At 41.5% G+C, this 22,782-nt stretch carries 24 protein-coding genes and 1 pseudogene; 18 read left to right on the top strand and 7 right to left on the bottom strand.

Translation table 11 applies throughout. The features are described 5' to 3' along the window. Positions 1-14: 14 nt before the first annotated feature. The gene (gene panC, locus HRT96_RS10865) at positions 15-866 is read left to right on the top strand and encodes a pantoate--beta-alanine ligase (RefSeq protein ID WP_293156196.1); all 852 of its coding nucleotides are present in this window, start codon (positions 15-17) and stop codon (positions 864-866) included. A 196-nt stretch (positions 867-1,062) separates the two neighbouring features. Beyond that, positions 1,063-1,443, top strand: coding sequence for an aspartate 1-decarboxylase (gene panD, locus HRT96_RS10860; protein ID WP_006032843.1), 381 nt, complete (start codon positions 1,063-1,065; stop codon positions 1,441-1,443). 163 nt (positions 1,444-1,606) lie between these two features. On the opposite strand, the gene tkt is transcribed toward panD, so the two are convergent. Continuing rightward, positions 1,607-3,595: a transketolase gene (gene tkt / locus HRT96_RS10855; RefSeq protein WP_293156193.1), complete on the bottom strand. Its 1,989-nt coding sequence runs from the start codon at positions 3,593-3,595 to the stop codon at positions 1,607-1,609. A gap of 398 nt (positions 3,596-3,993) precedes the next feature. On the opposite strand from tkt, the gene clcA reads away from it, so the two are divergent. Continuing rightward, positions 3,994-5,373 carry a H(+)/Cl(-) exchange transporter ClcA gene (gene clcA / locus HRT96_RS10850; protein ID WP_293156190.1) on the top strand — a complete coding sequence of 460 codons (1,380 nt, stop codon included), beginning with the start codon at positions 3,994-3,996 and terminating at the stop codon, positions 5,371-5,373. A gap of 84 nt (positions 5,374-5,457) precedes the next feature. Here clcA and HRT96_RS10845 read toward each other — a convergent pair whose 3' ends face one another. Beyond that, a complete protein-coding gene (locus HRT96_RS10845) occupies positions 5,458-5,994 on the bottom strand; it encodes a YfaZ family outer membrane protein (protein ID WP_293156187.1) in 537 nt (178 codons plus the stop codon). A gap of 582 nt (positions 5,995-6,576) precedes the next feature. Here HRT96_RS10845 and metK point away from each other — a divergent pair. The 6 genes from metK to HRT96_RS10815 all read left to right on the top strand — a co-directional run bounded on the left by metK (position 6,577) and on the right by HRT96_RS10815 (position 10,353). After that, positions 6,577-7,728 (top strand): methionine adenosyltransferase, encoded by a 1,152-nt coding sequence (gene metK, locus HRT96_RS10840; RefSeq protein ID WP_293156184.1) that lies wholly within the window; start codon positions 6,577-6,579, stop codon positions 7,726-7,728. A 137-nt stretch (positions 7,729-7,865) separates the two neighbouring features. Beyond that, on the top strand, positions 7,866-8,384 hold the full coding sequence (locus HRT96_RS10835) for a SprT family zinc-dependent metalloprotease (RefSeq protein ID WP_293156181.1): 519 nt from the start codon (positions 7,866-7,868) through the stop codon (positions 8,382-8,384). Positions 8,385-8,533: 149 nt separating this feature from the next. Next, entirely contained in the window at positions 8,534-8,764 is a 231-nt protein-coding gene (locus tag HRT96_RS10830) for a hypothetical protein (RefSeq protein ID WP_293130744.1), read from the top strand. 221 nt (positions 8,765-8,985) lie between these two features. Then, positions 8,986-9,744: an endonuclease gene (locus HRT96_RS10825; protein ID WP_293156178.1), complete on the top strand. Its 759-nt coding sequence runs from the start codon at positions 8,986-8,988 to the stop codon at positions 9,742-9,744. Between the two features lie 94 nt (positions 9,745-9,838). Continuing rightward, positions 9,839-10,090, top strand: a complete 252-nt coding sequence (locus HRT96_RS10820) for a type II toxin-antitoxin system Phd/YefM family antitoxin (RefSeq protein WP_006033865.1) — start codon at positions 9,839-9,841, stop codon at positions 10,088-10,090. Further along, on the top strand, positions 10,090-10,353 hold the full coding sequence (locus HRT96_RS10815) for a Txe/YoeB family addiction module toxin (RefSeq protein ID WP_006033866.1): 264 nt from the start codon (positions 10,090-10,092) through the stop codon (positions 10,351-10,353). The genes HRT96_RS10820 and HRT96_RS10815 overlap by 1 nt, the downstream gene beginning before the upstream one ends. A 37-nt stretch (positions 10,354-10,390) precedes the next feature. Here the strand turns inward: HRT96_RS10815 and HRT96_RS10810 are convergent, their stop codons facing one another. Beyond that, positions 10,391-11,317, bottom strand: a complete 927-nt coding sequence (locus tag HRT96_RS10810; protein WP_293156174.1) for a LysR family transcriptional regulator — start codon at positions 11,315-11,317, stop codon at positions 10,391-10,393. A 108-nt stretch (positions 11,318-11,425) separates the two neighbouring features. Between HRT96_RS10810 and HRT96_RS10805 the strand changes: the two genes are divergently transcribed. Further along, entirely contained in the window at positions 11,426-12,049 is a 624-nt protein-coding gene (locus HRT96_RS10805; RefSeq protein ID WP_366050880.1) for a LysE family translocator, read from the top strand. 60 nt (positions 12,050-12,109) lie between these two features. Here HRT96_RS10805 and HRT96_RS10800 read toward each other — a convergent pair whose 3' ends face one another. After that, positions 12,110-12,535, bottom strand: a complete 426-nt coding sequence (locus HRT96_RS10800; protein WP_293156172.1) for a GNAT family N-acetyltransferase — start codon at positions 12,533-12,535, stop codon at positions 12,110-12,112. A 109-nt stretch (positions 12,536-12,644) separates the two neighbouring features. Here HRT96_RS10800 and HRT96_RS10795 point away from each other — a divergent pair, with 109 nt between their 5' ends. Further along, positions 12,645-13,934: an alpha/beta fold hydrolase gene (locus HRT96_RS10795; protein ID WP_293156170.1), complete on the top strand. Its 1,290-nt coding sequence runs from the start codon at positions 12,645-12,647 to the stop codon at positions 13,932-13,934. A 91-nt stretch (positions 13,935-14,025) separates the two neighbouring features. Here the strand turns inward: HRT96_RS10795 and dsdC are convergent, their stop codons facing one another. Together dsdC and HRT96_RS10785 are read right to left on the bottom strand one after the other, a co-directional pair. Beyond that, entirely contained in the window at positions 14,026-14,958 is a 933-nt protein-coding gene (gene dsdC / locus HRT96_RS10790; RefSeq protein ID WP_293156168.1) for a DNA-binding transcriptional regulator DsdC, read from the bottom strand. A gap of 168 nt (positions 14,959-15,126) precedes the next feature. Beyond that, positions 15,127-16,455 (bottom strand): D-serine ammonia-lyase, encoded by a 1,329-nt coding sequence (locus tag HRT96_RS10785; RefSeq protein WP_293156166.1) that lies wholly within the window; start codon positions 16,453-16,455, stop codon positions 15,127-15,129. 350 nt (positions 16,456-16,805) lie between these two features. Here HRT96_RS10785 and rsmE point away from each other — a divergent pair, with 350 nt between their 5' ends. From rsmE to HRT96_RS10755, 6 genes are all read left to right on the top strand, one after another. Further along, a complete protein-coding gene (gene rsmE, locus HRT96_RS10780) occupies positions 16,806-17,537 on the top strand; it encodes a 16S rRNA (uracil(1498)-N(3))-methyltransferase (RefSeq protein WP_293141202.1) in 732 nt (243 codons plus the stop codon). Between the two features lie 10 nt (positions 17,538-17,547). After that, positions 17,548-18,501 carry a glutathione synthase gene (gene gshB, locus HRT96_RS10775; protein WP_293130768.1) on the top strand — a complete coding sequence of 318 codons (954 nt, stop codon included), beginning with the start codon at positions 17,548-17,550 and terminating at the stop codon, positions 18,499-18,501. A gap of 106 nt (positions 18,502-18,607) precedes the next feature. Further along, the gene (locus HRT96_RS10770; protein ID WP_293156165.1) at positions 18,608-19,189 is read left to right on the top strand and encodes a YqgE/AlgH family protein; all 582 of its coding nucleotides are present in this window, start codon (positions 18,608-18,610) and stop codon (positions 19,187-19,189) included. Between the two features lie 56 nt (positions 19,190-19,245). Beyond that, positions 19,246-19,692 carry a Holliday junction resolvase RuvX gene (gene ruvX, locus HRT96_RS10765; RefSeq protein WP_006033876.1) on the top strand — a complete coding sequence of 149 codons (447 nt, stop codon included), beginning with the start codon at positions 19,246-19,248 and terminating at the stop codon, positions 19,690-19,692. Between the two features lie 15 nt (positions 19,693-19,707). After that, positions 19,708-20,232 carry a DUF2937 family protein gene (locus HRT96_RS10760; protein WP_293156163.1) on the top strand — a complete coding sequence of 175 codons (525 nt, stop codon included), beginning with the start codon at positions 19,708-19,710 and terminating at the stop codon, positions 20,230-20,232. A 32-nt stretch (positions 20,233-20,264) separates the two neighbouring features. After that, complete coding sequence (locus tag HRT96_RS10755) at positions 20,265-20,930, top strand: NAD(P)H-binding protein (protein WP_293156162.1); 666 nt, start codon at positions 20,265-20,267, stop codon at positions 20,928-20,930. 42 nt (positions 20,931-20,972) lie between these two features. Here HRT96_RS10755 and HRT96_RS10750 read toward each other — a convergent pair whose 3' ends face one another. Then, entirely contained in the window at positions 20,973-21,920 is a 948-nt protein-coding gene (locus tag HRT96_RS10750; RefSeq protein WP_293156159.1) for a LysR family transcriptional regulator, read from the bottom strand. Positions 21,921-22,214: 294 nt separating this feature from the next. Between HRT96_RS10750 and HRT96_RS10745 the strand changes: the two are divergent. Next, positions 22,215-22,782: pseudogene (locus tag HRT96_RS10745) on the top strand (isocitrate lyase); the annotation flags it as partial.

Below are 22,782 nucleotides of genomic sequence, written 5' to 3'. Positions count from 1 at the left end.
TAGGTAATTCATATATGGATATTATTGCAAATATTGATGTGCTTAGAGAGCAAGTGATAGCTTGGCGTCGTCTTGGTCTATCTACCGCATTTGTGCCGACCATGGGTAATTTACATGATGGTCATTTGGCACTGGTAAAAGAAGCGCAAAAATACGCAGATCGTGTTGTCGTCAGTATCTTTGTTAATCCGATGCAGTTTAATCAAGCTGCTGATTTAGCCGCGTACCCGCGTACCTTAGACGCAGATTGCCGTGCATTACAAAGTGTTGATACCGATTTAGTCTTTACCCCAGCACCAGAACTGATTTATCCACACGGTCTAGCATCACAAACGTTCATTCAAGTACCTGGTATTTCAGAGGTGCTAGAAGGCGCGCATCGCCCGGGTCACTTTAACGGTGTATCGACGATCGTGGCCAAGTTATTTAACTTAGTGCAGCCTGACGTGGCTTTATTTGGTGAAAAAGATTTCCAACAATTAGCGTTAATTCGTCACATGGTCGACGACCTAGCAATGCCAATTCAAATTGTTGGTGTACCGACTGTACGTGAAGAATCAGGCCTAGCAATGAGCTCTCGTAATGGTCTGTTAACCGCTGAAGAACGTACTCTAGCGCCTCTATTAGCCGATGTAATGCAGACCATTGCAGATCAAGTTTCTGTTGATGAGCAAGCAAATACAGCATTAGTCACGCAAGCCACAGCACAACTCAATGCCGCCGGTTTTAATACCGACGCGATTGATATCGTCGATGCCGATACTTTAGCGCTTATCACTAAAAACACTACAACAGCCGTTGTTTTAATGGCTGCATTTTTAGGGAAAGCACGTTTAATCGATAATAAAGTGGTTAAATTAAGTTAATCATAAACGCAATAGTACTGATAACTATGACTATTTACCTGAGCAAATAGTACAATTGCGCTAATTAAACAAATACGCTACTATGGACGCCGGTACAGATTTTGTACGGTATATATATATCCCCAAGTGACTCTAAGATGAACAATCAGCAACTTGGGTATATTCATAAACTATTAATGAAATGGGTTTTAGAACAATGCAAACCACAATGCTAAAAGGTAAATTACACCAAGCGCGTGTAACACATGCAGAATTAAACTATGAAGGTTCATGCGCAATCGATCAAGATATGCTTGATGCGTCAGGGATCCTAGAGTATGAAGCAATCGATATCTATAACATTGATAATGGGGAGCGCTTTTCAACTTATGCTATCGCTGGCGAACGCGGTTCAAAAATCATTTCAGTGAACGGCGCTGCAGCGCGTAAAGCAGCAGTCGGCGATCGTATCATTATCTGTGCTTACGTACGTATGGACAATGAAGAAGCGAAGCAACACAAACCTTCGCTTGTTTATCTTAATCAAGTTAATGACATCGTTCGTACAAGTAACGATATTCCTGTGCAAGTTGCCTAGTTAGCAAACTGATACGGAATAATGAAAAACCAGCGTCATGCTGGTTTTTTTTGTGTCTGTCATTACTAAATGACAGACAATAAAAAAGAGCGCGATGCGCTCTTTTTTCGTTACCGTAACACATTAAATCTGTGTGCTATGTTATCAACACACAGTACTTAAATTACAGTGATTCAGCCGTTGCAACAACATTGGCAACAGTGAAACCGAACATTTCAAACAGCTGGTCAGCAGGTGCTGATTCGCCGAATGTGGTCATGCCGATGATCTTACCGTTAAAGCCAGTGTATTTGTGCCAGAAGTCCGCGATACCCGCTTCCACCGCAACACGTTTAACAACGTCAGACGGTAGAACTGATTCACGGTATGCAGCGTCTTGCTTGTCAAATACGTCTGTAGCAGGCATAGATACAACACGAACCTTACGGCCTTTCGCTGTTAGTTCTGTCGCTGCTTTCGTACAAAGTTCAACTTCAGAACCGGTAGATATAAGGATAAGCTCTGGTTTGCCATCACAATCAACGAGCGTGTAACCACCTTTAGCAACGTTAGCTAACTGTGCATCAGTACGCGGCATAGGTGCTAGACCTTGACGACTGAAGATTAGTGCCGTTGGACCGTCTTTACGTTCGATTGCATATTTCCATGCTACCGCAGATTCAACAGAATCACATGGACGCCATGCGCTCATGTTTGGTGTTAGACGTAGACTTGCAACTTGCTCTACTGGCTGGTGAGTTGGACCATCTTCACCTAGACCGATTGAGTCATGAGTATAGACTTGGATGTTCTGAATTTTCATTAATGCAGCCATACGCATTGCATTACGCGCATACTCCATGAACATCAGGAATGTCGCACCGTAAGGCATTAAACCACCGTGTAAAGACATACCATTGATGATTGCCGTCATAGCAAACTCACGTACACCATAATGCAAGTAGTTACCTGATGCGTCATCAGCAGTAATCGCTTTAGTACCAGACCACATAGTTAAGTTAGATGGTGCTAAATCAGCTGAGCCACCAAGTAGTTCTGGTAACATTGCACCAAACTCTTCGATACAGTTTTGCGATGCTTTACGTGTCGCTATTTTTGCAGAATCAACTTGTAACTGTTTGATGTAATCAGTTGTTTTTGTTTCCCAATCTGCAGGTAGTTCACCAGAAGTACGACGTACGTATTCTGCAGCTAGTTCTGGATATGCCGCTTGATAAGCCGCAAATTTTTCATTCCATGCCGCTTCCGCTTGTGCGCCAGCTTCATTGGCATCCCACTCAGCATAGATATCTGCAGGAATTTCAAATGCAGCGTGTTTCCAACCAAGTTTTTCACGTGTAGCTATGATTTCAGATTCACCCAGAGGAGCACCATGACAGCCATGTGTACCTTCTTTGTTTGGTGAACCAAAACCGATCACTGTTTTACAACAGATAAGACTTGGACGTGATGTTTCAGCTTTAGATGCGTCGATTGCCGCTTGGATTTCTGCCGGGTTATGACCATCTACAGAGATTACATGCCAGCCGTAAGCTTCAAAACGTTTTACTGTATCGTCAGTGAACCAACCATCAACTTCGCCATCAATTGAAATGCCGTTGTCATCCCAGAATGCAACTAGTTTACCTAAGCCTAATGTGCCAGCAAGTGAACATGCTTCGTGAGAAATACCTTCCATTAGACAGCCATCGCCTAAGAAAGAGTAAGTAAAATGATCAACAACTTCATGTTCTGGTTTATTGAACTGTGCTGCTAATGTTTTTTCAGCAATCGCCATGCCGATAGCATTAGTGATACCTTGACCGAGTGGACCAGTCGTGGTTTCAATACCAGGTGCATAACCGTACTCTGGGTGACCAGGGGTTTTTGAATGCAATTGACGGAAGTTCTTCAATTCTTCAATTGGTAGTGCGTAACCGGTTAGGTGTAGCAGTGAGTAAATAAGCATTGAACCATGACCGTTAGACAGAATAAAGCGGTCACGATCAACCCAGTTTGGATTTGCTGGATTATGGTTTAGGTTCTTACGCCATAATACTTCGGCAATATCTGCCATGCCCATTGGTGCGCCGGGATGGCCTGAATTTGCTTGTTGAACCGCGTCCATACTTAGGGCACGGATCGCGTTCGCTAGCTCTTGACGAGATGGCATAGTTTGCTCCTGCAGAGATTAATTTAAAATACTTTTAAGCTGTTATATTGTCATAAAATTATCTTATGTATAACAAGTTTCTTTAGTTTATTTATGTTTCTTGAATTTTCGATTAATTAATTTAAATTAAACCAAGCCTGTATTATACATACAGACTTCAAACCAACCAATGATGGTTTCAAATGAAATCATATTAACGCTCAAATGAATAAAACTCATTATTTTATTGGTAATTATGTGAGCATGACACGTATTAACACTTTTTAGTCCATAATTAGCTTTTTTACCATCATTAGCTAGCAACAGGCCAGTATCTGCTATGCAACCTACTCATTATTGACTATAATAATTTGTTATTTATTTTTCTACCATTTGATTCGCTCAGGTTCTACACACACATGCCTAAATCCCCCAATTTCAGATTTTTTCAAGGTGGTCTTCTTAAACATCGTACGACCCCGAAACTACTTTCGACAAAACATGACTACATCGTATTACTGGCACTTTCTGCTGGTGTCGGCGCTTTAACAGGGTTGATTATCGCCCTCTTTGAGGCTGCAATATTATGGGTCAATGAGCATCGAATGCTTTTATTTGATCAGTTATCAGGGCCGCTGCTTGTGAAGGTATTACTGCTGATGCTGCTCGGAGGGATCATGACTGGCTTTGCATTTTGGTTAACACGGCGTTTTGCACCCGAAGCGTCAGGCAGTGGCATCCCTCATATTGAAGGGGCGCTTGATGGTATTTACGATATTCGCTGGCGCCGCGTGCTGCCAGTGAAGTTTATTGCTGGTACTCTGGCGATAGGGTCTGGAATGGTATTGGGTCGAGAGGGACCTTCAATTCAGATTGGTGGGGCAATTGGCCGCATGTTGTCAGATACAGCCAAACGCTATGCACATGCGACTCATATTCTCACCGCAGCAGGTGCTGCGGCCGGCCTTGCAGCAGCCTTTAACGCACCTTTAGCAGGCATCCTTTTTGTCATTGAAGAGATGCGTCCGCAGTTTCGTTACAACATCACGTCAATAAAATGCGTTACCCTTGCTGCAGCGATTGGTACTATTGTAATGCGCTCATTTCATGGCCAACAAGCCGTGATGCACATTCCCCATTTTACCGTGCCGCCTTTAACCTCTCTGTGGTTATTTCTGCTTCTGGGTACTCTTTTTGGCTTTATTGGCGTGGGTTTTAACCATTGGATATTAAGTGCAACGAAACACTTAAAACATCACCAAGATAATAAACTCAGCCGCATTGTCATGACAGGGGTCTTGTTTGGCAGTGTCTTTACTTTATTACAAATCTTGCTGCCTGATGCAGCGGGCAGTGGTATCGAACTAATTACCAGCATAATTCAGGATCCCTTGACCTGGCTGCTCTTGGTTGGGTTGTTCATGGTGCGGTTACTGGGAACAGTCGCTTGTTTTGCTTCCGGAGCCCCAGGCGGCGTATTCACCCCAATGCTGACATTAGGCACTTTGTTTGGTTTGGCATACGGTGTGATAGCTGCTGATTTATTTCCCGGATTTGTTGCCGAACCCGCAGTTTATGCTGTTGCCGGTATGGGAGCATTATTCGCTGCTACGGTGCGAGCTCCTGTAACCGGTATTATTTTAGTGGTGGAAATGACCGATAACTATGCACTTATTTTACCTTTACTGATGACTTGCTTAGGTGCAACATTTATCGCTCAAGCGTTGGGGGGAAAACCACTATATTCTGAATTACTGAAATTATCCTTACGCGATAATAAAGCAATAGATAAACTATAGCCCACTAACAGTGGGCTCATTTACAGATAAAAAAAAGCATCGATATCGATGCTTTTTTTATATTCTTACTGTTTCAAATGATAACTAGAAAACCCATTTCAAGCCAAATAATATGTCGCTTGATAAACGTTCATCTGGCATCTTTTTATATTCAACGGTGGTGTGATTATATTCAACAAAGAAATGTGCCGTAGGCATAACAGCATACTCAGCACGAACGATCCATTGCGTGTAGTTCTCTGTATCACCAAATGCCAAGATTTCAGGGCTAAAATGGAATTCAGCCTCCAAGCTAAATTCTTCAGTTAAGCGTAAACCACCTAAGCCACCAAATGCCAATGCATAGCCATCACCATTGTCGTTATCCATTCTCATTGCTTTAGCGCCAAGTTCAAAGAATGTAGCACCCGCATCTTGAAACGCATAAAGACCGGTATCTAAGGTATAACCATTGTCGATAGTCTGTAGGTAGTCACCTTTTAGCTTAAGTGCTTCTTGCATTTCAATATCATAACCCAAAATAATATTGTCGTTATTGAAAGCGAGTGAGAGATTTGATGCAGCACTGCTAAAGCTAGCAAGTAATGCGGCAGTGATAACTAATGATTTTTTCAATGACACTTTATAATTCCCAATGGCAAATGAGTGTTGTCATACCCAAGTTACTTCAAGATGCTATATCAGAGACGAGCAGGGATATCAGAACAAGGCGCAATATGTAGCTAATGGTTATTCCATTTTCAAATATTGCAACGCAGTGCTGCTATTCCTGCTCGCCTCCCGCAGGGCAAGCCGAACGAAGGCATCTTCGGCGTTATGACGTCTTGATTTAGAATAACTAAATCCTCGACTTCATGCCTTGAATATACTCTTCATTCGGTTTGCTGATTGTGCATCTTGAAGTAGCTTGGGTATATATTTAATGATAGTGTACGGTTATTGCTTTTCAGCTAAAAAAAACTCGTCACCTAATACTTTTAATACTTTCTTACTATGCTACTGCATATTGCCCGTTTATAACATATATACATAAATAATATCCGTTAAAAAGAATGCTTTTAAACCATATACAAAATTAATATGACTTAAGGTCTATCTTAATACTGACAAAATAGTTTAGAATAGCCGTCTAGATGTTAAAACTTCTGCACATGTGAACGTATATCACGTCTATTGTGTTTAAATTAAGAGAGAATTAAAACCATGGCTAAACACTTGTTTACCTCTGAGTCAGTATCAGAAGGTCATCCTGATAAAATTGCAGACCAAATCTCCGATGCTGTACTTGATGCAATCATCGCTCAAGACCCAAAAGCACGCGTAGCCTGTGAGACTTATGTTAAAACCGGTATGGTTATGGTTGGCGGTGAAGTAACGACTGACGCTTGGGTTGATATCGAAGAAATCACTCGTAAAACAATACGTGAAATCGGTTACATCAACTCAGAAATGGGTTTTGACGCTGACTCTTGTGCAGTATTAAATACCATAGGTAAGCAATCTCCAGACATCAACCAAGGTGTTGACCGTGACGATCCACTAGAGCAAGGCGCGGGTGACCAAGGTTTAATGTTCGGTTATGCAAACAATGAAACTGAAGAGTTAATGCCTGCTCCGATTACTTACTCACACAGATTGGTTAAACGCCAAGCTGAAGTACGTAAAAACGGTACGCTTCCTTGGTTACGCCCAGATGCAAAAAGCCAAATCACCTTTGCTTATGATGACGGCAAAATTGTGGGTATCGATGCAGTAGTACTTTCAACTCAACACTCTGAAGATATCAAACAAGCAGATCTAGTCGAAGCGGTGATGGAAACAATCATCAAGCCGGTATTACCTGAGCAATGGTTAACGAAAGACACTAAATTCTTCATTAACCCAACGGGTCGTTTCGTTATCGGTGGCCCAATGGGTGATTGTGGTCTAACGGGTCGTAAAATCATCGTCGATACTTATGGCGGCATGGCACGTCACGGTGGCGGTGCGTTCTCTGGTAAAGATCCATCAAAAGTGGATCGCAGTGCAGCATACGCAGCACGTTATGTTGCTAAAAACATCGTTGCAGCTGGCCTAGCTGACCGTTGTGAATTACAGCTGTCTTACGCAATTGGTGTTGCCGAGCCAACGTCGATCAGTATTGAAACGTTCGGTACGGGTAAAGTAAGCGAAGAACTACTGATTAAATTGGTACGTGAACATTTCGAATTACGTCCACACGGTCTAATCGAAATGCTCGATCTTATGCGCCCTATTTACCTAAGTACAGCGGCTTATGGTCACTTTGGTCGTAGCGAATTCCCTTGGGAAGCGACTGACAAAGCTGAAATCCTACGTGATGCAGCAGGTATTTAATTAACATTAGCTTTTTAGTTAGCTATTGCTAGTTAAGAGTTGTTAGTTAGTAGTAGAGGCGCTTTTGGTGATATAACCAAAGCGCCTTTTTTATAAATAATGTTTAGATAACCTTTAGCCTGCCATTAGACAAAACTATGCTTGATGATGTATCCCTGCAACAAAATGACAGTTCACAAACCATTGAACAGTTAGTTTTAATTAAGATAGAAACCTGCTATCAACACGCTGAATGTCGCTTAAATAGAACCTTTCCTCGTCCTCATATTAATTTCAAGCAACGTGGTAGAGCAGCTGGCAGTGCGCGATTACAAATCAATGAATTACGCTTTAACCCTGTTTTATTGCAAGAAAACCAGCAGCATTTTATAACGCATACTGTCCCTCATGAAGTTGCACATTTATTAGTTTATCAACTTTATGGTCGTACTAAGCCGCACGGTAAAGAGTGGCAACAAATCATGAATCAAATATTTGACCTCACAGCCAAAACAACACATCAATACGATGTCTCGAATGTAAAAGGTAAAACGTTTACCTATGCTTGTCAGTGCGCAGAACATCAACTAACTATTCGTCGTCACAATAAAATTGTACGGGACAATATCAAATATATCTGTCGTTTATGCAAACATAGTTTAACCATAAAATATTAAATTGTATTTAATAACAATCAATTAACTTAAAACAAAAAGGTGACGACTTGTTAGATAATTATCTGAAAAATTAGCGTATATAGGTGTATTTATCTAAATTCATACGATAAAATGACTTGATACATACCATTATGATAGGGAACTAGGTTATGACTCAAACGTTAGATACTGCAAGATCAACCGATTATGAAATGGAAAAACTGATAACTGCAGTTTTAAAGCGTAACACCAATCAAGCTGAGCAAATTGCTCGTACTCTTGATCTTAGTGCTTTATCTATCTCTCAACGTATTTTCATGGCTAAATCAGGTGTGTTAAAAGAAACAATGTTATTAGATTCAGATATCGCAGTGCGTTACGCCGCTTCTCGCGCAAACTAATCACTCCGATATCTTGAGAGCAGTTGTCTATCATCTGCTCTTTTTTTATGCCTGATTTCAGCTTCACCTATATTAGCTACCTTCATGTTATAGCATTCACTTTGAACGACTCAATTGATAACCCCACACCGACACATCGCTAGTTAAGCCTACTTTCACTATTCTACCGTCTCTTTTTAGCTGTGCTACAATGCTGCATTATTACACTTGAGCAGCCTGTAATGTTAAAACAACTTTGTATTATAGTTATATCAACCACAATATTATTCCCTTCTTTTTCTAATGCTTCTAACAATGGCAATCAAACTAATCAATCCTTTAGTAAAGCTAAAAAGATGCTAGAGAGAAAGGTATACAATAATGTGCCGAAGCTGACAATCTATTGCCTAGCCGGTTTCAATAGTAAAAAGAAGATCACCGATCGCAATGGTTTTACCTCAACCAAACATGTTAAGCGCCAAGCCAAAGTTGAATGGGAACACGTTGTGCCAGCCGAAAACTTTGGCCGTAATTTCAGTGAATGGCGTGAAGGTAATAGTGCTTGTGTGAACAGCAAAGGCAAACACTTTAAAGGTCGTCGCTGCGCGGAAAAAATCAATATTCCTTATCGTTACATGCAAGCGGATATGTACAATCTCTATCCTTCCATTGGCGCTGTAAATGCGCTACGCAGTAACTATAATTTTGCTTCAAAAGTAACGGCTGTAAAAAATCAATTCGGCAGCTGCCCAATAAAAATAAAAAATAAAACGGTGCAACCACCAAATTATGCCAAAGGCCAAATTGCCCGTGCTTATCTATATATGGAATCCGCCTACCCTATGTACAAGATAGGTAGACAAAAACGTGAACTGCAAGCGTGGAATAAACAATATCCAGTAACCCGCACTGAATGTCGACGCACGCAACTTATTGAGAACTTGCAAGGCAATGAAAATAACGTGGTTAAGTCTGCCTGTTTAGATCGTGGGTTTTGGTAAATAACAAACCAAAGTTGTACCATAGCTTGTACATGTTATATGTATGAGCTAATATTGTTTTATTAACTGATAGTTGTAAATAAGGTATTTAATTATGAGCGTCGTAACATTTTCAGAAGCTCGCAATAACTTTAAATCAATCTGTGATTCAGCCGTTGATGATTGTGAACCAGTGCATATACACAGGCGTGGTGGCGAAGATGTAGTCTTATTATCTGCATCTGAATTCAACGCCTGGAAAGAAACAATGTACTTGATGGCGAATCCTAATAATTCAAAACGTCTACTTGAATCAATTGCCCAAGCAGAGCGCGGAGAAGTACTGCATAAAGAATTGTTAGATTAATGCGGAATATACTTTTTACCCCACATGCTTGGGAAGATTATACATATTGGCAGACGCAAGATAAGCGAACGCTGAAACGCATTAATAAACTCATAGAAGCGGTACAACGTATGCCATTTGAAGGGATTGGTAAGCCTGAACCCCTGAAAGAGAATTTAACAGGCTATTGGTCTCGACGTATTAATGATGAACATCGCCTGGTATATAAAGCGGGCGATGATGTTGTTACGATCGTTAGCACTCGATTTCATTATGGTAAATAGCTAACTTAGCCAGCCAAAACTTAAAATATGGTCATTGTTACTGACTCGGTACACACATAGCGAGATTCAGTTGCAGCCAATTAATGAAGTTTCGCTGTAAAGTATCAGATTCACAGTCTTTACCTAACAAAGTATTGCCTTGCGCTAATAAAACGTCATCTTGGCTTAATAACATATAGTTGTGCCCTGAGCGTTTAAAGCCAAACGGGGCAACTAAATTACCACGTTGCAAGTCATCCATGACTAAGGGGTATGAGCCTATCGCCGCCCCTAAGTCATCAACCACCGCTTGTAAGCAAAAATAAAAATGTGCAAATGTCTGTTCGCTTTGCACCTTCAGACTTTGTACTTTAAGGCATGATACAGCGTTACCTTGTAACCAATTATCCCAAGCCTGTGGGCGTGTTTGACTGTGTAATAGCTTAATCTTACCCGCGTCATTTTGCACCTGCTGCCAATACTCAGGCGAAAATACCGGCCCAACCCACTCTTCAACTAAGGGAGTCTGTTGGTAATCATGTAATAGCGGAAAGTCATCTCGTCGTATCGCCAACGACAAACCATTACTACCGAGTATCACAGGGCCACCTGCCGTTGATAATCGCACATCCGCATCGACATTATCTTGATAAAAATCACTCAATCTTGGCATTAACCAACGCATTGTTAATGTTGGCTCACACGATACTTCTAAGTGTGTATGTGTAACCTGAGTAACATGCTGAACACCCGCTTCCAAGGCATTAAATGCTTGTTCGGTATAACCAGATAGCAATTTACCAGCAGGCGTTAATTTCACATGTCGCCCTTCACGATAAAACAGGTTCACCGCTAAATGGGTTTCTAATGTTTTAATCTGCTTACTCACCGCACCATGGGTAATACACAGCTTGTTTGCTGCTTTGCTATAGCTTTCTAGCGCCGCTGCTACATGAAAAACATGGAATGCTTTTAAATGCCTCATTGGTGACTTTTTCTCACATATTAATTGAAATCTATTCGATTATAGCTAACTCACAATTAACCTACAATGAACGCCTATCAATAATTATGAATCATATAGGAAGTCGTTATGGAAGTCGTTATGGAAGTGTTTAGTCTGGCTATATTAGGCCTTTTAATCGTTATCAGTCCGGGTGCTGACTTTGTTCTCGTGTTAAAAACCAGTATTAACGATGGACGTAAAGCGGGGATTTTTACCGCGCTAGGTCTGAGCCTCGCAATCTGCGTGCACATCAGTTATTCAATGTTCGGCATCAGTTATTTAATCTCACAGAATGAATTTCTGTATAACATGATCCGCTACGCTGGGGCAGGCTATTTGATCTACCTTGGTATTAAAGGTATCTACTCTGCTGATAGCCAATTAAATACCACATCGACAGCACAACGTAAAAATAAAAACTGGCAATATCTGGCACAAGGTTTTCTGTGTAATGTATTAAACCCTAAAACAATGCTGTTTTTCTTGAGCATATTCAGCCAAGTTATCTCACCAGACTCAAATGACAATACGCAGGCCTTCATCTACGGTGCTTATATGATTGCCCTACATGGCATATGGTTTGCGATCGTCGCGATATTATTTACCTCTGCGACATTACAAACGCGATTATTACGTATTAGAAAACGCTTGAATCAAGTATGTGGCGTTGGGCTGGTGAGTTTTGGCGCATTGCTCGCACTGAAATCATAGCAAATAGATATTAGCCTCGACGACAGGACTGAGGCTATTTTATTTCAGAGCTAACAATTTTTATTCATACAAATACGGCGTATGCAGTTCCATATAAACCTCTGGCGCTGCCAGCGCTGTGAAACCAAATTTTTGATACAATCCATGGGCATCACGGGTGGCTAACATCATGCGTCTAAGTCCCTGTAAATCAGGATGATCTAATATAGCTGCCATGAGTAATTTACTTAATCCTTTGCCTTGATGTGGTTCGAGTACAAACACATCAGCTAAATAAGCAAAGGTGGCTTTATCTGTGATCATTCGCGCAAAACCCACTTGCTCACCCGCTTGGGTAAACACACCAAAACATAACGAGTTTTCAAGCGACCGCTTTAAAGTACTCATCGGAATTCCTTTTGCCCAATATGTACCCGAAATAAATTCGTGTATTACTGCTAAATCCATATCTTCAAAATTAGCACTGATTTTATAAGCTTCATCCATGCTTCTAACCTTCCCTTATTTGTTAAATTGATAACAGGCATTAATACTTAGCACTCATTTAAGGTTACAATACCCTACATCATTACCTCATTGCTAACAAAGGATTGCCATGAAAATTGATCTCACATTAAGCGGCTTAGTTGCACAGAAGCACACATTTACCTTGCCACTTGATTACAACAAACCTGACGGTGACACGATTGACGTATTTGTACGTGAGCTTGTTGCCGCAGATAAACAAGATCAAGACCTGCCGTATTTGGTTTATTTTCAAGGTGGTCCAGGGTTTGGCGCGGTGCGTCCGATGGCGAATGGCGGTTGGATCAAACGCGCATTACAAGAATATCGGGTATTGCTGCTCGATCAGCGCGGCACCGGTTTATCTTCACCAATCAGCGCGGTGAGTCTGGCCCACTTAACAGCCAGTGAACAAGCTGACTACCTCACCCATTTCCGCGCGGATAATATTGTCCGTGATGCCGAAGCGATCCGCGCACAGCTATCACCGTTTAATACCTGGAGCATCATCGGGCAAAGTTTTGGTGGTTTCTGTGTCTTACGTTATTTAACCGCGGCGCCAGAAGGCTTAACACAAGCTTTCATCACTGGTGGATTACCATCACTGACACGCCCTGCCGATGAGGTGTATCAAGCAACCTATAAACGCGTTCAAACAAAGAATAACGACTTCTTTACTCGTTTTAGCGATGCTCAATATCTTGTCACTGCATTAGCAACACACATTACCGAACACGATACTTACCTGGCTACAGGTGAAAAACTAACGGTTGAAATGCTACAACTGCTTGGCGTTAACTTAGGCATGGAAGAAGGCCCTGAAGCGGTTTATTACCTACTTGAACAAGCGCTTATCACTACGCAAAAAGGCACCCAAGTTAATCCTTTGTTTTTAGCGCTGTTCTGTCAGTTCCTTGATTACAATACCAACCCAATTTTTGCCCTGCTGCACGAATCTATCTACTGCCAGCAGCAAGCATCAAACTGGGCTGCACATCGCGTTCGTGCAGACTATGCTGAATTTAATTATCAAGCAGGCCAGCCCTTTTTATTCACTGGTGAAATGATTTATCCGTGGATGTTCGAGCAATTTAATAACTTGAAACCATTGCAAGCAGCGGCGCAACAGTTAGCTGAAAAAAAGGATTGGTCAGATCTTTACGATCTTGATGTACTTAAAAACAACCAAGTACCCGTGGCTGCAGCTATCTATAGCGAAGATATGTATGTCGACATGCAATACAGTCTGGAAACAGTCGCACGTGTGAACAACATTAAATATTGGTTAACCTCAGAGTTCGAACACAACGGTATTCGCATGGACGGCGATAAGGTATTGAGTAAACTTATCGACTTAAATAAAAGGGTTATTCTGCGCTAACAACAGCACTGATACGCCAACCTAGATACTGGTATCACCTGTTAATAAAGGTGATACCACGTCTGCCTATTTGTCATAGCTAAGAACGCGACTATTGTTCAGCTTGCTGCTGTAACCAATCTAATAACACCTTCACTCTTGGATTGGGTGTAATGTCTGCGCTATACACAGCATGATATTGATATGATGCAGGGCTAATGAGTGCCGGAAAGGGCGCAATTAACTCACCACTGCGTAAATGTTTATCGACCAGTCGTTTACGTCCTATTGCCAATCCAGCATGATTAATCGCGGCGACCATCGCCAGATCAGAACGGTCAAAACTCAAACCTCGATTATAATTCACCTCAGGTATCTGATGACGCTCTGTCCATTCTAACCATTCCGCATTATAAGCAGCTTGTGGCCACGCCTTACAATCATGCAATAAGCTGCAGTTGCGAATATTTTCGGGGTTATCAACAAGGTCATGTAGCTCAGCATAAGCAGGAGAGCAGACAGGTGTAACCTCCTCTGACATCAATTCGATGTTCGATAATCCAGGAAAGGGACCTGATGTATAATAGAGTGCGACATCAATAAACTGGGTATGAAAATTAATATCGTCATTACCGGTAAGAATATCCAACTGAATAGCCGGATATTGACGATGAAAATCATGTATTCGAGGCACCAGCCAACACAGTGAAATAGAAGGTCGGGCATAAATTGTCAGACGACCTGATAATTCATTACTGCGAATATCATTTAACTCTTCATCCAGTGAGTTAAACAACCGCTCACAACTACGACATAACCTCGCGCCCTCACCCGTCAATTTCAGCTGTTTATGCAAACGATGAAACAGCTTAAAACCTAACTCTTGTTCTAATTTAGCAATACGATGACTGACTGCGCTAGGGGTGAGAAAAAGCACCTCTGCCGCTTGCGTGAATGAACCGTACTGCGCCGCTTTGACAAAGGTATCCAGGTTCGCTAATTGGCTACCGTTAAATTTTTTATGACTGCCGAATGTTAATTCCATAACTTAATACCCAAACTCCTTCAAGATGCTATATCAGAGACTCGCTGGGATATCAGAACAAGGCACAATATGCAGATAATGGTATTCCATTTTAAAATATCATTTTCAAATATTGTAACGCAGTACTGTTATTCGAGCGAGCCTCCCATAGGGTAAGCGAAGGAAGGCTCAATTTTTAGCTTGCTGTAAATATTCAGTCATTTCTCGTTCTGGCACCATTCCGCCGCCAGTAGCCCACACCAAATGCGTTGCATCCGCCAAACTATCACTAAGTTGCATCCGCTCAAGGTACTCTGAATTGGTGACCACATGCATAATACCCGGCATGCCAGCCAGTGCAGAAGGTTCGAGCTTAAGTTGCTCAGTATCATGAATCATCCCTAATAACTGATACATGTCAGCATCCGTTAACGTAATATAGCCATCCAGCATCCGCTCCATTGCTTTACCGATAAAACCCGAAGCTCGGCCAACAGCAAGGCCGTCAGCTGCCGTGATATTATCAATACCGAGATCCTGAACCGAGATCTGATCATGCAGGCCAGTATAAACGCCTAATAACATACACGGCGAATGCGTCGGTTCGGCAAAGATGCAATGCACATTGTCGCCAAAAGCCAACTTAAGGCCAAAAGCAACGCCGCCCGGACCACCGCCCACACCACAAGGCAGATAAACAAAGAGCGGATGCTCGGCATCAACAATGATATCTTGCTCAATAAACTGCTGCTTTAATCGCTCTCCAGCAACCGCATAACCCAAGAACAACGATGTCGAGTTTTCATCATCCACAAAATGACAGAATGGATCTTGCAGGGCTTCTTCACGACCGTGTTCGACCGCAATACTATAGTCAGATTCATATTCAATCACATTTACGCCATGACTTCGCAGGCGATCTTTTTTCCATTGGCGCGCATCCGCAGACATATGCACACTAACCTGAAACCCTAAACTGGCCCCTATAATTCCAATAGATAAACCTAAGTTTCCGGTTGAGCCAACTGCAATTTTATACTGGCTGAAAAATGCCCTGAATTGTGCTGAATTAATCTTACTATAATCATCATCTAAACTAAGTAGACCGGCTGAAATTGCCAGTTTTTCGGCATGCTGCAGAACTTCATAAATGCCACCCCGCGCTTTAATTGACCCCGATATCGGTAATTGAGAGTCTAACTTGATCATCATGCGACCTGGTAATGACGTCTGATAGTAATCACTCAGTGCCGCTTGCATAGCCGGGATCGTCTGTAGCGGTGATTCAATAATACCGTGACTTTGCTGTGTTTCAGGAAATGCCTGACAAAAAAAAGGGGCGAAACGCAGCAAACGTTCACTCGCCTCCTGCACATCAAGGGCAGTTAAACCAACATACGGTAAGGCTTCGGCATAACTCGTCACTTTAGGATTAAACCAACTCAGAGGTTTAAGATCTATCAGTGATTCCAACAATGGAAATTCATTTATTAATTGTATGTTCCGAGTCTGATTCATCATATGCCTTAACTAAACGATTAAAAATAAACAGTAAATAAACAATAAAATAGACAGTAAACACCGTCCATCACAGTGCCAATATAGGACACTTAAGGTTGTCACTTGCACGCTTCAATAACTTATTCTTTTCAATATAACGAGTATGCATCGACCCCGCTTAAACGAACAAAGGATCAATTTTTAACCTTAGGATGAATCTGACGATGCCAGTAATGAGACTAACATCACCCTGGCTTATTACGGCCCCAAACAATTTTTTTATTTGTTAACAGATAAATTTCATCAGCAAATTAAAAAAGTGGGTATAATCATTTTATTAACTACATATTTAAATAAAGGTAAATAGCATGCGTCATCCTCGCATCTTCGAATCCGGCGAACTAATCGTGGGTTCTAGCTTTGAATTATCACCAGACGGCGCAGGCCACGTTGGTCGTGTTTTACGTATGACTACAGGTGATACGCTAACTTTATTTAACGGTAAAGGTGGCCAATACCAAGCCACAATTGAACAAACCACGAAGAAATCAGTGACCGTTCACATTGACGAATTCCAAGATATTAACAGTGAATCACCACTCAAAATCCACCTTGGTCAAGCGATCTCGCGCGGTGATAAAATGGATTTCACTATCCAAAAATCGGTCGAGCTGGGTGTAACAGCCATCACCCCACTGTTTAGTGAACGTTGTGGTGTTAAACTCTCTGGTGAACGTTTAGAGAAAAAAATACAGCAATGGCAAAAAATTGTCATTGCTGCGTGTGAACAAAGTGGTCGTAATTTCGTGCCACAAGTATTAGCACCAAAACAGTTAAAAGACTGGGCCGCAGAAGAAACGACTGAATTAAAACTTAACCTGCACCCACGCGCAAAATACAGCATTAATACCTTACCCGAGCCTAAACATGGCGTGCGTTTATTAATTGGTCCTGAAGGCGGTTTATCTGCGGATGAAATCAACATGACAGAGCAATTTAACTTTGAAGAAACGTTATTAGGCCCTCGAGTATTACGAACAGAAACAGCAGCATTAACAGCGATCACCGCACTACAATGCCGCTTTGGCGATTTAGGATAGGATAAAGAATATGACAATTAAACTTGGCATCGTGATGGATCCCATTGCAGACATCAACATTAAAAAAGATTCTAGCTTTGCAATGTTAATGGAAGCGCAAAACCGTGGTTACGAACTTTTCTACATGGAAATGCAAGATCTATCTATGCTTGAAGGCCGTGCATATGCTTCGTCTCGTTCATTAACAGTACAACAAGATCCAGCAAGCTGGTACGAACTAGGTGAAGAAACTAACCATCTTCTATCCGATCTTGACGTGATATTAATGCGTAAAGATCCACCGTTCGATACTGAGTTTATTTACGCAACTTACATGCTTGAGCGTGCTGAAGACGAAGGCACATTAATCGTGAACAAGCCGCAAAGTCTACGTGATGCCAATGAAAAGCTATACACAGCATGGTTTAATGAATTCACGCCAACAACACTAGTAACACGTCGTAAAGACAAATTACGCGCATTCCACAAAGAGCACAAAGATGTGATCTTAAAACCTCTTGATGGTATGGGCGGCGCATCAATTTTCCGTCTTAACGAGCAAGATAAAAACGTCAGCGTGATAATCGAAACACTGACAGAACACGGAACGCGATACTGCATGGCACAAAAATTCATTCCAGAAATTAAAGATGGCGACAAACGTATCTTAGTGATTGATGGCGAACCAGTACCATATTGCCTAGCACGTATCCCAGCAAGTGGTGAAACGCGCGGTAATATCGCGGCTGGCGGTCGTGGTGTCGCACGCCCATTATCAGAAAGTGATTGGAAGATTGCCAAAGCATTAGGGCCTAAATTAAAAGAAAAGGGCTTAATTTTTGTTGGTCTAGACGTGATTGGTGACAAACTTACTGAAATTAATGTAACGAGCCCAACGTGTATCCGCGAAATCGAAGCGGCCTATGATGTAAGCATCACAGGTATGTTGATGGATGCGATCGAAGCGCGTTTAAACAAAGATTAATTTACCCGCCGCTCTTAAATAAATCATAGCTTATAGCAAATTTCACCGCTTAAGCTATGATTTTCTGCCATAATAAAACTCACAGCTAACAACAGAGGATAGGCCTATGGACTCTTTACAAGATCACTTCCTTATCGCAATGCCGAGCATGAAAGATGGCATTTTCGAACGCGCTGTTATCTATATTTGTGAGCATAACGCCGACGGTGCAATGGGTATTATCATCAACCTTCCCGTCAACATCTCTATCGACGAGTTATTATCACAAACAGTCATAGCAGACCTCGACGATGAGACCGCGGCACCAGCAGAACCGAAAATAACCATCGATGAACCGGTATTTAAAGGTGGTCCTGTATCTGAAGATCGTGGCTTTGTATTGCATACTGCCTATCCAGGGTTTAGCTCGAGTTTACAAATCAATAATGAATTGATGATCACCTCATCACTTGATGTATTAGCAACACTCGGCACCAACAAACAACCTGACAATTATATTGTCGCGTTAGGTTATTCCGGTTGGACGAAAGGCCAGTTAGAACAAGAAATAGCTGACAACAGTTGGCTAACCATTAATGCAGACGAAAATATTTTATTTAACGTGCCCGTACACCAGCGCTGGGAACAGGCCGTGCAGAAAATAGGTATCGACGTCAGCCAATTATCGAGTCAGGTAGGTCACTCTTAATATATACCCAAGCATCTTAAAGTAACTTGGGTATATAGAGTCCTACGGAGAGAAATATGAGTAATGCAGAAAACGGACAAAGAACACTACTTGGTTTTGATTTCGGAACAAAAAGTATTGGTATCGCAGTTGGTCAAGAGATCACAGGTACAGCACGCCCGCTTGTGGCTTTTAAAGCCAATGATGGTATTCCAGATTGGGATTTAATCGAAAAACAAATTAAAGAATGGCAACCGGATCTTGTTATCGTCGGTAAACCATTAAACATGGACGGTACCGAGCAAGAGATCACCAAACGTGCGACTAAGTTTGCTAATCGTTTAACGGGTCGCTTTAATGTCAAAACCGAAATGCATGACGAACGCTTAACAACCAAAGATGCCAAAGCACGTTTGTTTGAAGAAGGTGGTTTTAAAGCCCTGCAAAAAGGCGCAATTGATAGTGCTTCCGCAATGGTGATCTTAGAAAGTTGGATGGAAGCACAATACGGTGCAGAGCTATAGCAGGACGCGCACAGCATGACGTTTATTAATGGATTACTACAACGCTTATTATTTACTTTTGGCGTCATGCTATTTATGCAACTACCGCAATTTATTGATCATTACAGCCAGCAACTTTCCGGTTATTACCTCGCCCAACAAAACCAGCTACAACAATTCCAATTAATTGCCGATACCAACTTTAATGGTCAGCTCGACACTCTCATTGCCGATTTTAATGCCAGTCCAGCTCCCGCCGTGCAGCAAGTGGGTAAGCAGGTACTCACATTACAGCAAGCACTGCCTGTATTAGCGAATGATTTGGCGATCCTAACAGAAGGTAATTATATCAATAAGCTCACTTATTTGGTTACTCGCATAAACACTACATTAGCTGAAAAGACCTTATCACTGTTCACACCTGGCATACCATTAAGCCAAGCTGCAATAGTGACGGGATTAACTGGCGGCATAACCTTAAATCTACTTTGGCTATTCAGTTTAAAACTACTCTCACTGATTTTTTACCACAAACATACCCAAACTAAAAAATCTATTTAACAAAATAATGGAATGATAAATAAGGGATCACTATGAAAAACGTCATTATCGTCGGCGCTACAGGGGCAACAGGTAAGCAACTCATGCAGCAGTTACTCAATGATGTGACTATTGAGAATATCTATGTCGTCCATTATCGACCTACACCGTTTGAGCATCAAGATAAAGTAACGGAGATCATTATCGATTTAGCCAATTTTAATGATTTGGAAAAATCCGTAGATAGTGACGCTGATATTGACTGCGCTTATTGCTGCCTTGGTACAACACGTAAAAAAGCAGGATCATTAGCGGCATTTAGACAAGTGGATAAAGACTACATTGTTAACTTTGGCACTTGGGTAGTAAACCATACTACAGCACAATTACATGTCATTAGCGCTGTTGGCGCCAACGCTAAGTCTGCAAGTAGTTACTTACAAACTAAAGGCGAAACAGAGCAATTATTACGCCAGTTACCGCTATCCGCACTATACCTTTATCAACCAACCCTATTACACGGAAAACGTGATGAGTTTAGATTAATAGAAGCCGTAGCTTATTACCCTCTGGCGATAATATCTCTGTTACCTTTTACGCTATTAAAGCAGCAAAAACCGATAGCCATCGAGCAACTTGCTAATGCTATGTATCAACTGAGCCAGCAAATAACAAGTGGCCATCACGTGATCAGTAGCTTGGAGATCCAAGAGTACTAGCTCCTAATTTATCAAACAACATACAACTAATTATTTTTGCACCTATTTATTATCAGCCCATAGTTCCGTGGCAGCTTCAAGTACCAACTGACGGAACCAAATATGGCTAGCGTCATGATGCAGCAACGGACTCCAGATCATTTTCAATTCAATATTAGGGATCGGGAATGGCGGATCCAGCAAGGTATAGTGACTGTTGTTTTTATGAATGAGTGCAGCCTGAGTCGGTAGTGTCGCTATTAGCTCATCTTGTAGCGCCAGTTGCATCGCGACATTATAATTACGGGTAAATACCGTAATATCACGTTTTTTACCTAAGCGATTGAGTGCTTCATCAACCCAACCTAATTTTTGTACATCATTTGGGTTCATGCCGACACCTACACCAAAACCAGTCTTCGATACCCACACATGTTTCGAGGCTAAATAATGATTCAAATTAAACTTATTTACGATCGGGTTATCTGCATTCATCATGCAAGTAAACGAATCATGCCATAGCGTTTTTTGATAAAACGATTGTGGTAATTCATCAAACCGATTAATCGCCATATCAATCTTGCCTTCCTCTACATCGTGGAAGGTCACATCAGAAGGCGTCATAATATCCACCGTCATGTTTGGTGCCACTTTACGTAACTTACTCAGTAAACGCGGGATCAATGTCGACTCGGCATAATCACTGGCCATAATACGAAAAACACGTTCGCTACTTTGATCAAATTCTTTTTCTTCTTGTAACGCTTCTTCGAGTTCCAGTAGTAACTTTCTGATCACAGGGGCTAATTTACGTGATTTTTCAGTCGGGGTCATACCATTAGAGGTACGTACTAAAACAGGATCATTAAGCAAGGTACGTAATCGACGCAAACCATTACTCATTGCCGGTTGAGTAATGTTAAGCATACTTGCAGCACGTGTTACGTTTTTTTCACGTAATAAAACATCGAAGTAAATCAATAAATTAAGATCAATCCCTGATATATTCATAAAATAAATACCTACAATAAAAAATTAATAAAGCAACATTAACCCAATGATTTAGCCACTTACATTAAATTAAGTTTGTTCGTAAATAACAGCTGCCACCAGAATACACCATAAATAAGTGAAATTAACAGTCTGAATTATTCACGATGTGAATGGTGACTATAAAAATTATAAACTAACTAAATATTAATTGAGCGTTTAATATTAGTTCATCAAAACGCAAACGAATAAAAGGCTTTAGTCGCTGCGTTTCAATTCAATTAATCATCACTTGATCACTGTAAAGGATTTGCTATGTCAACATACAAAAATGATATCGATTCAGTTGCTACACTAAAAGCTGAACAAGGTTCTAAATGGGCTGCTATTAACCCTGAATATGCAGCGCGTATGCGTACTCAAAACCGTTTCAAAACAGGTCTTGAAGTGGCACAGTTTACTGCTGATATCATGCGTGCAGATATGGCTGAATACGACCAAGATTCGTCACAATATACGCAGTCTTTAGGTTGCTGGCATGGTTTCACTGCGCAACAAATGATGATGGCTGTTAAACGCCACGAAAAAACCACCAAGAAAAGCTACGTTTACCTTTCTGGTTGGATGGTTGCGGCACTGCGTTCAGAGTTCGGTCCTTTACCTGACCAATCAATGCACGAAAAAACGTCTGTACCGGCACTAATCGAAGAAATTTATACGTTCCTACGTCAAGCAGATGCACGTGAACTCGATATCTTATTCAACGAACTAGATGATGCCCGTAACAACGGCGGTGACGTAGTCGCAGCGCAAGCCGCTATCGACAACCACGAAACACACGTAGTGCCAATCATTGCCGATATCGATGCTGGTTTTGGTAACG

Origin of the sequence: Moritella sp., from assembly GCF_013215705.1 — a bacterium.
Taxonomy (GTDB): Bacteria; Pseudomonadota; Gammaproteobacteria; order Enterobacterales; family Moritellaceae; genus Moritella.
The sequence above is the reverse complement of the archived record's forward strand: the minus strand, read 5'-3'. Positions and strand labels throughout refer to the sequence as shown.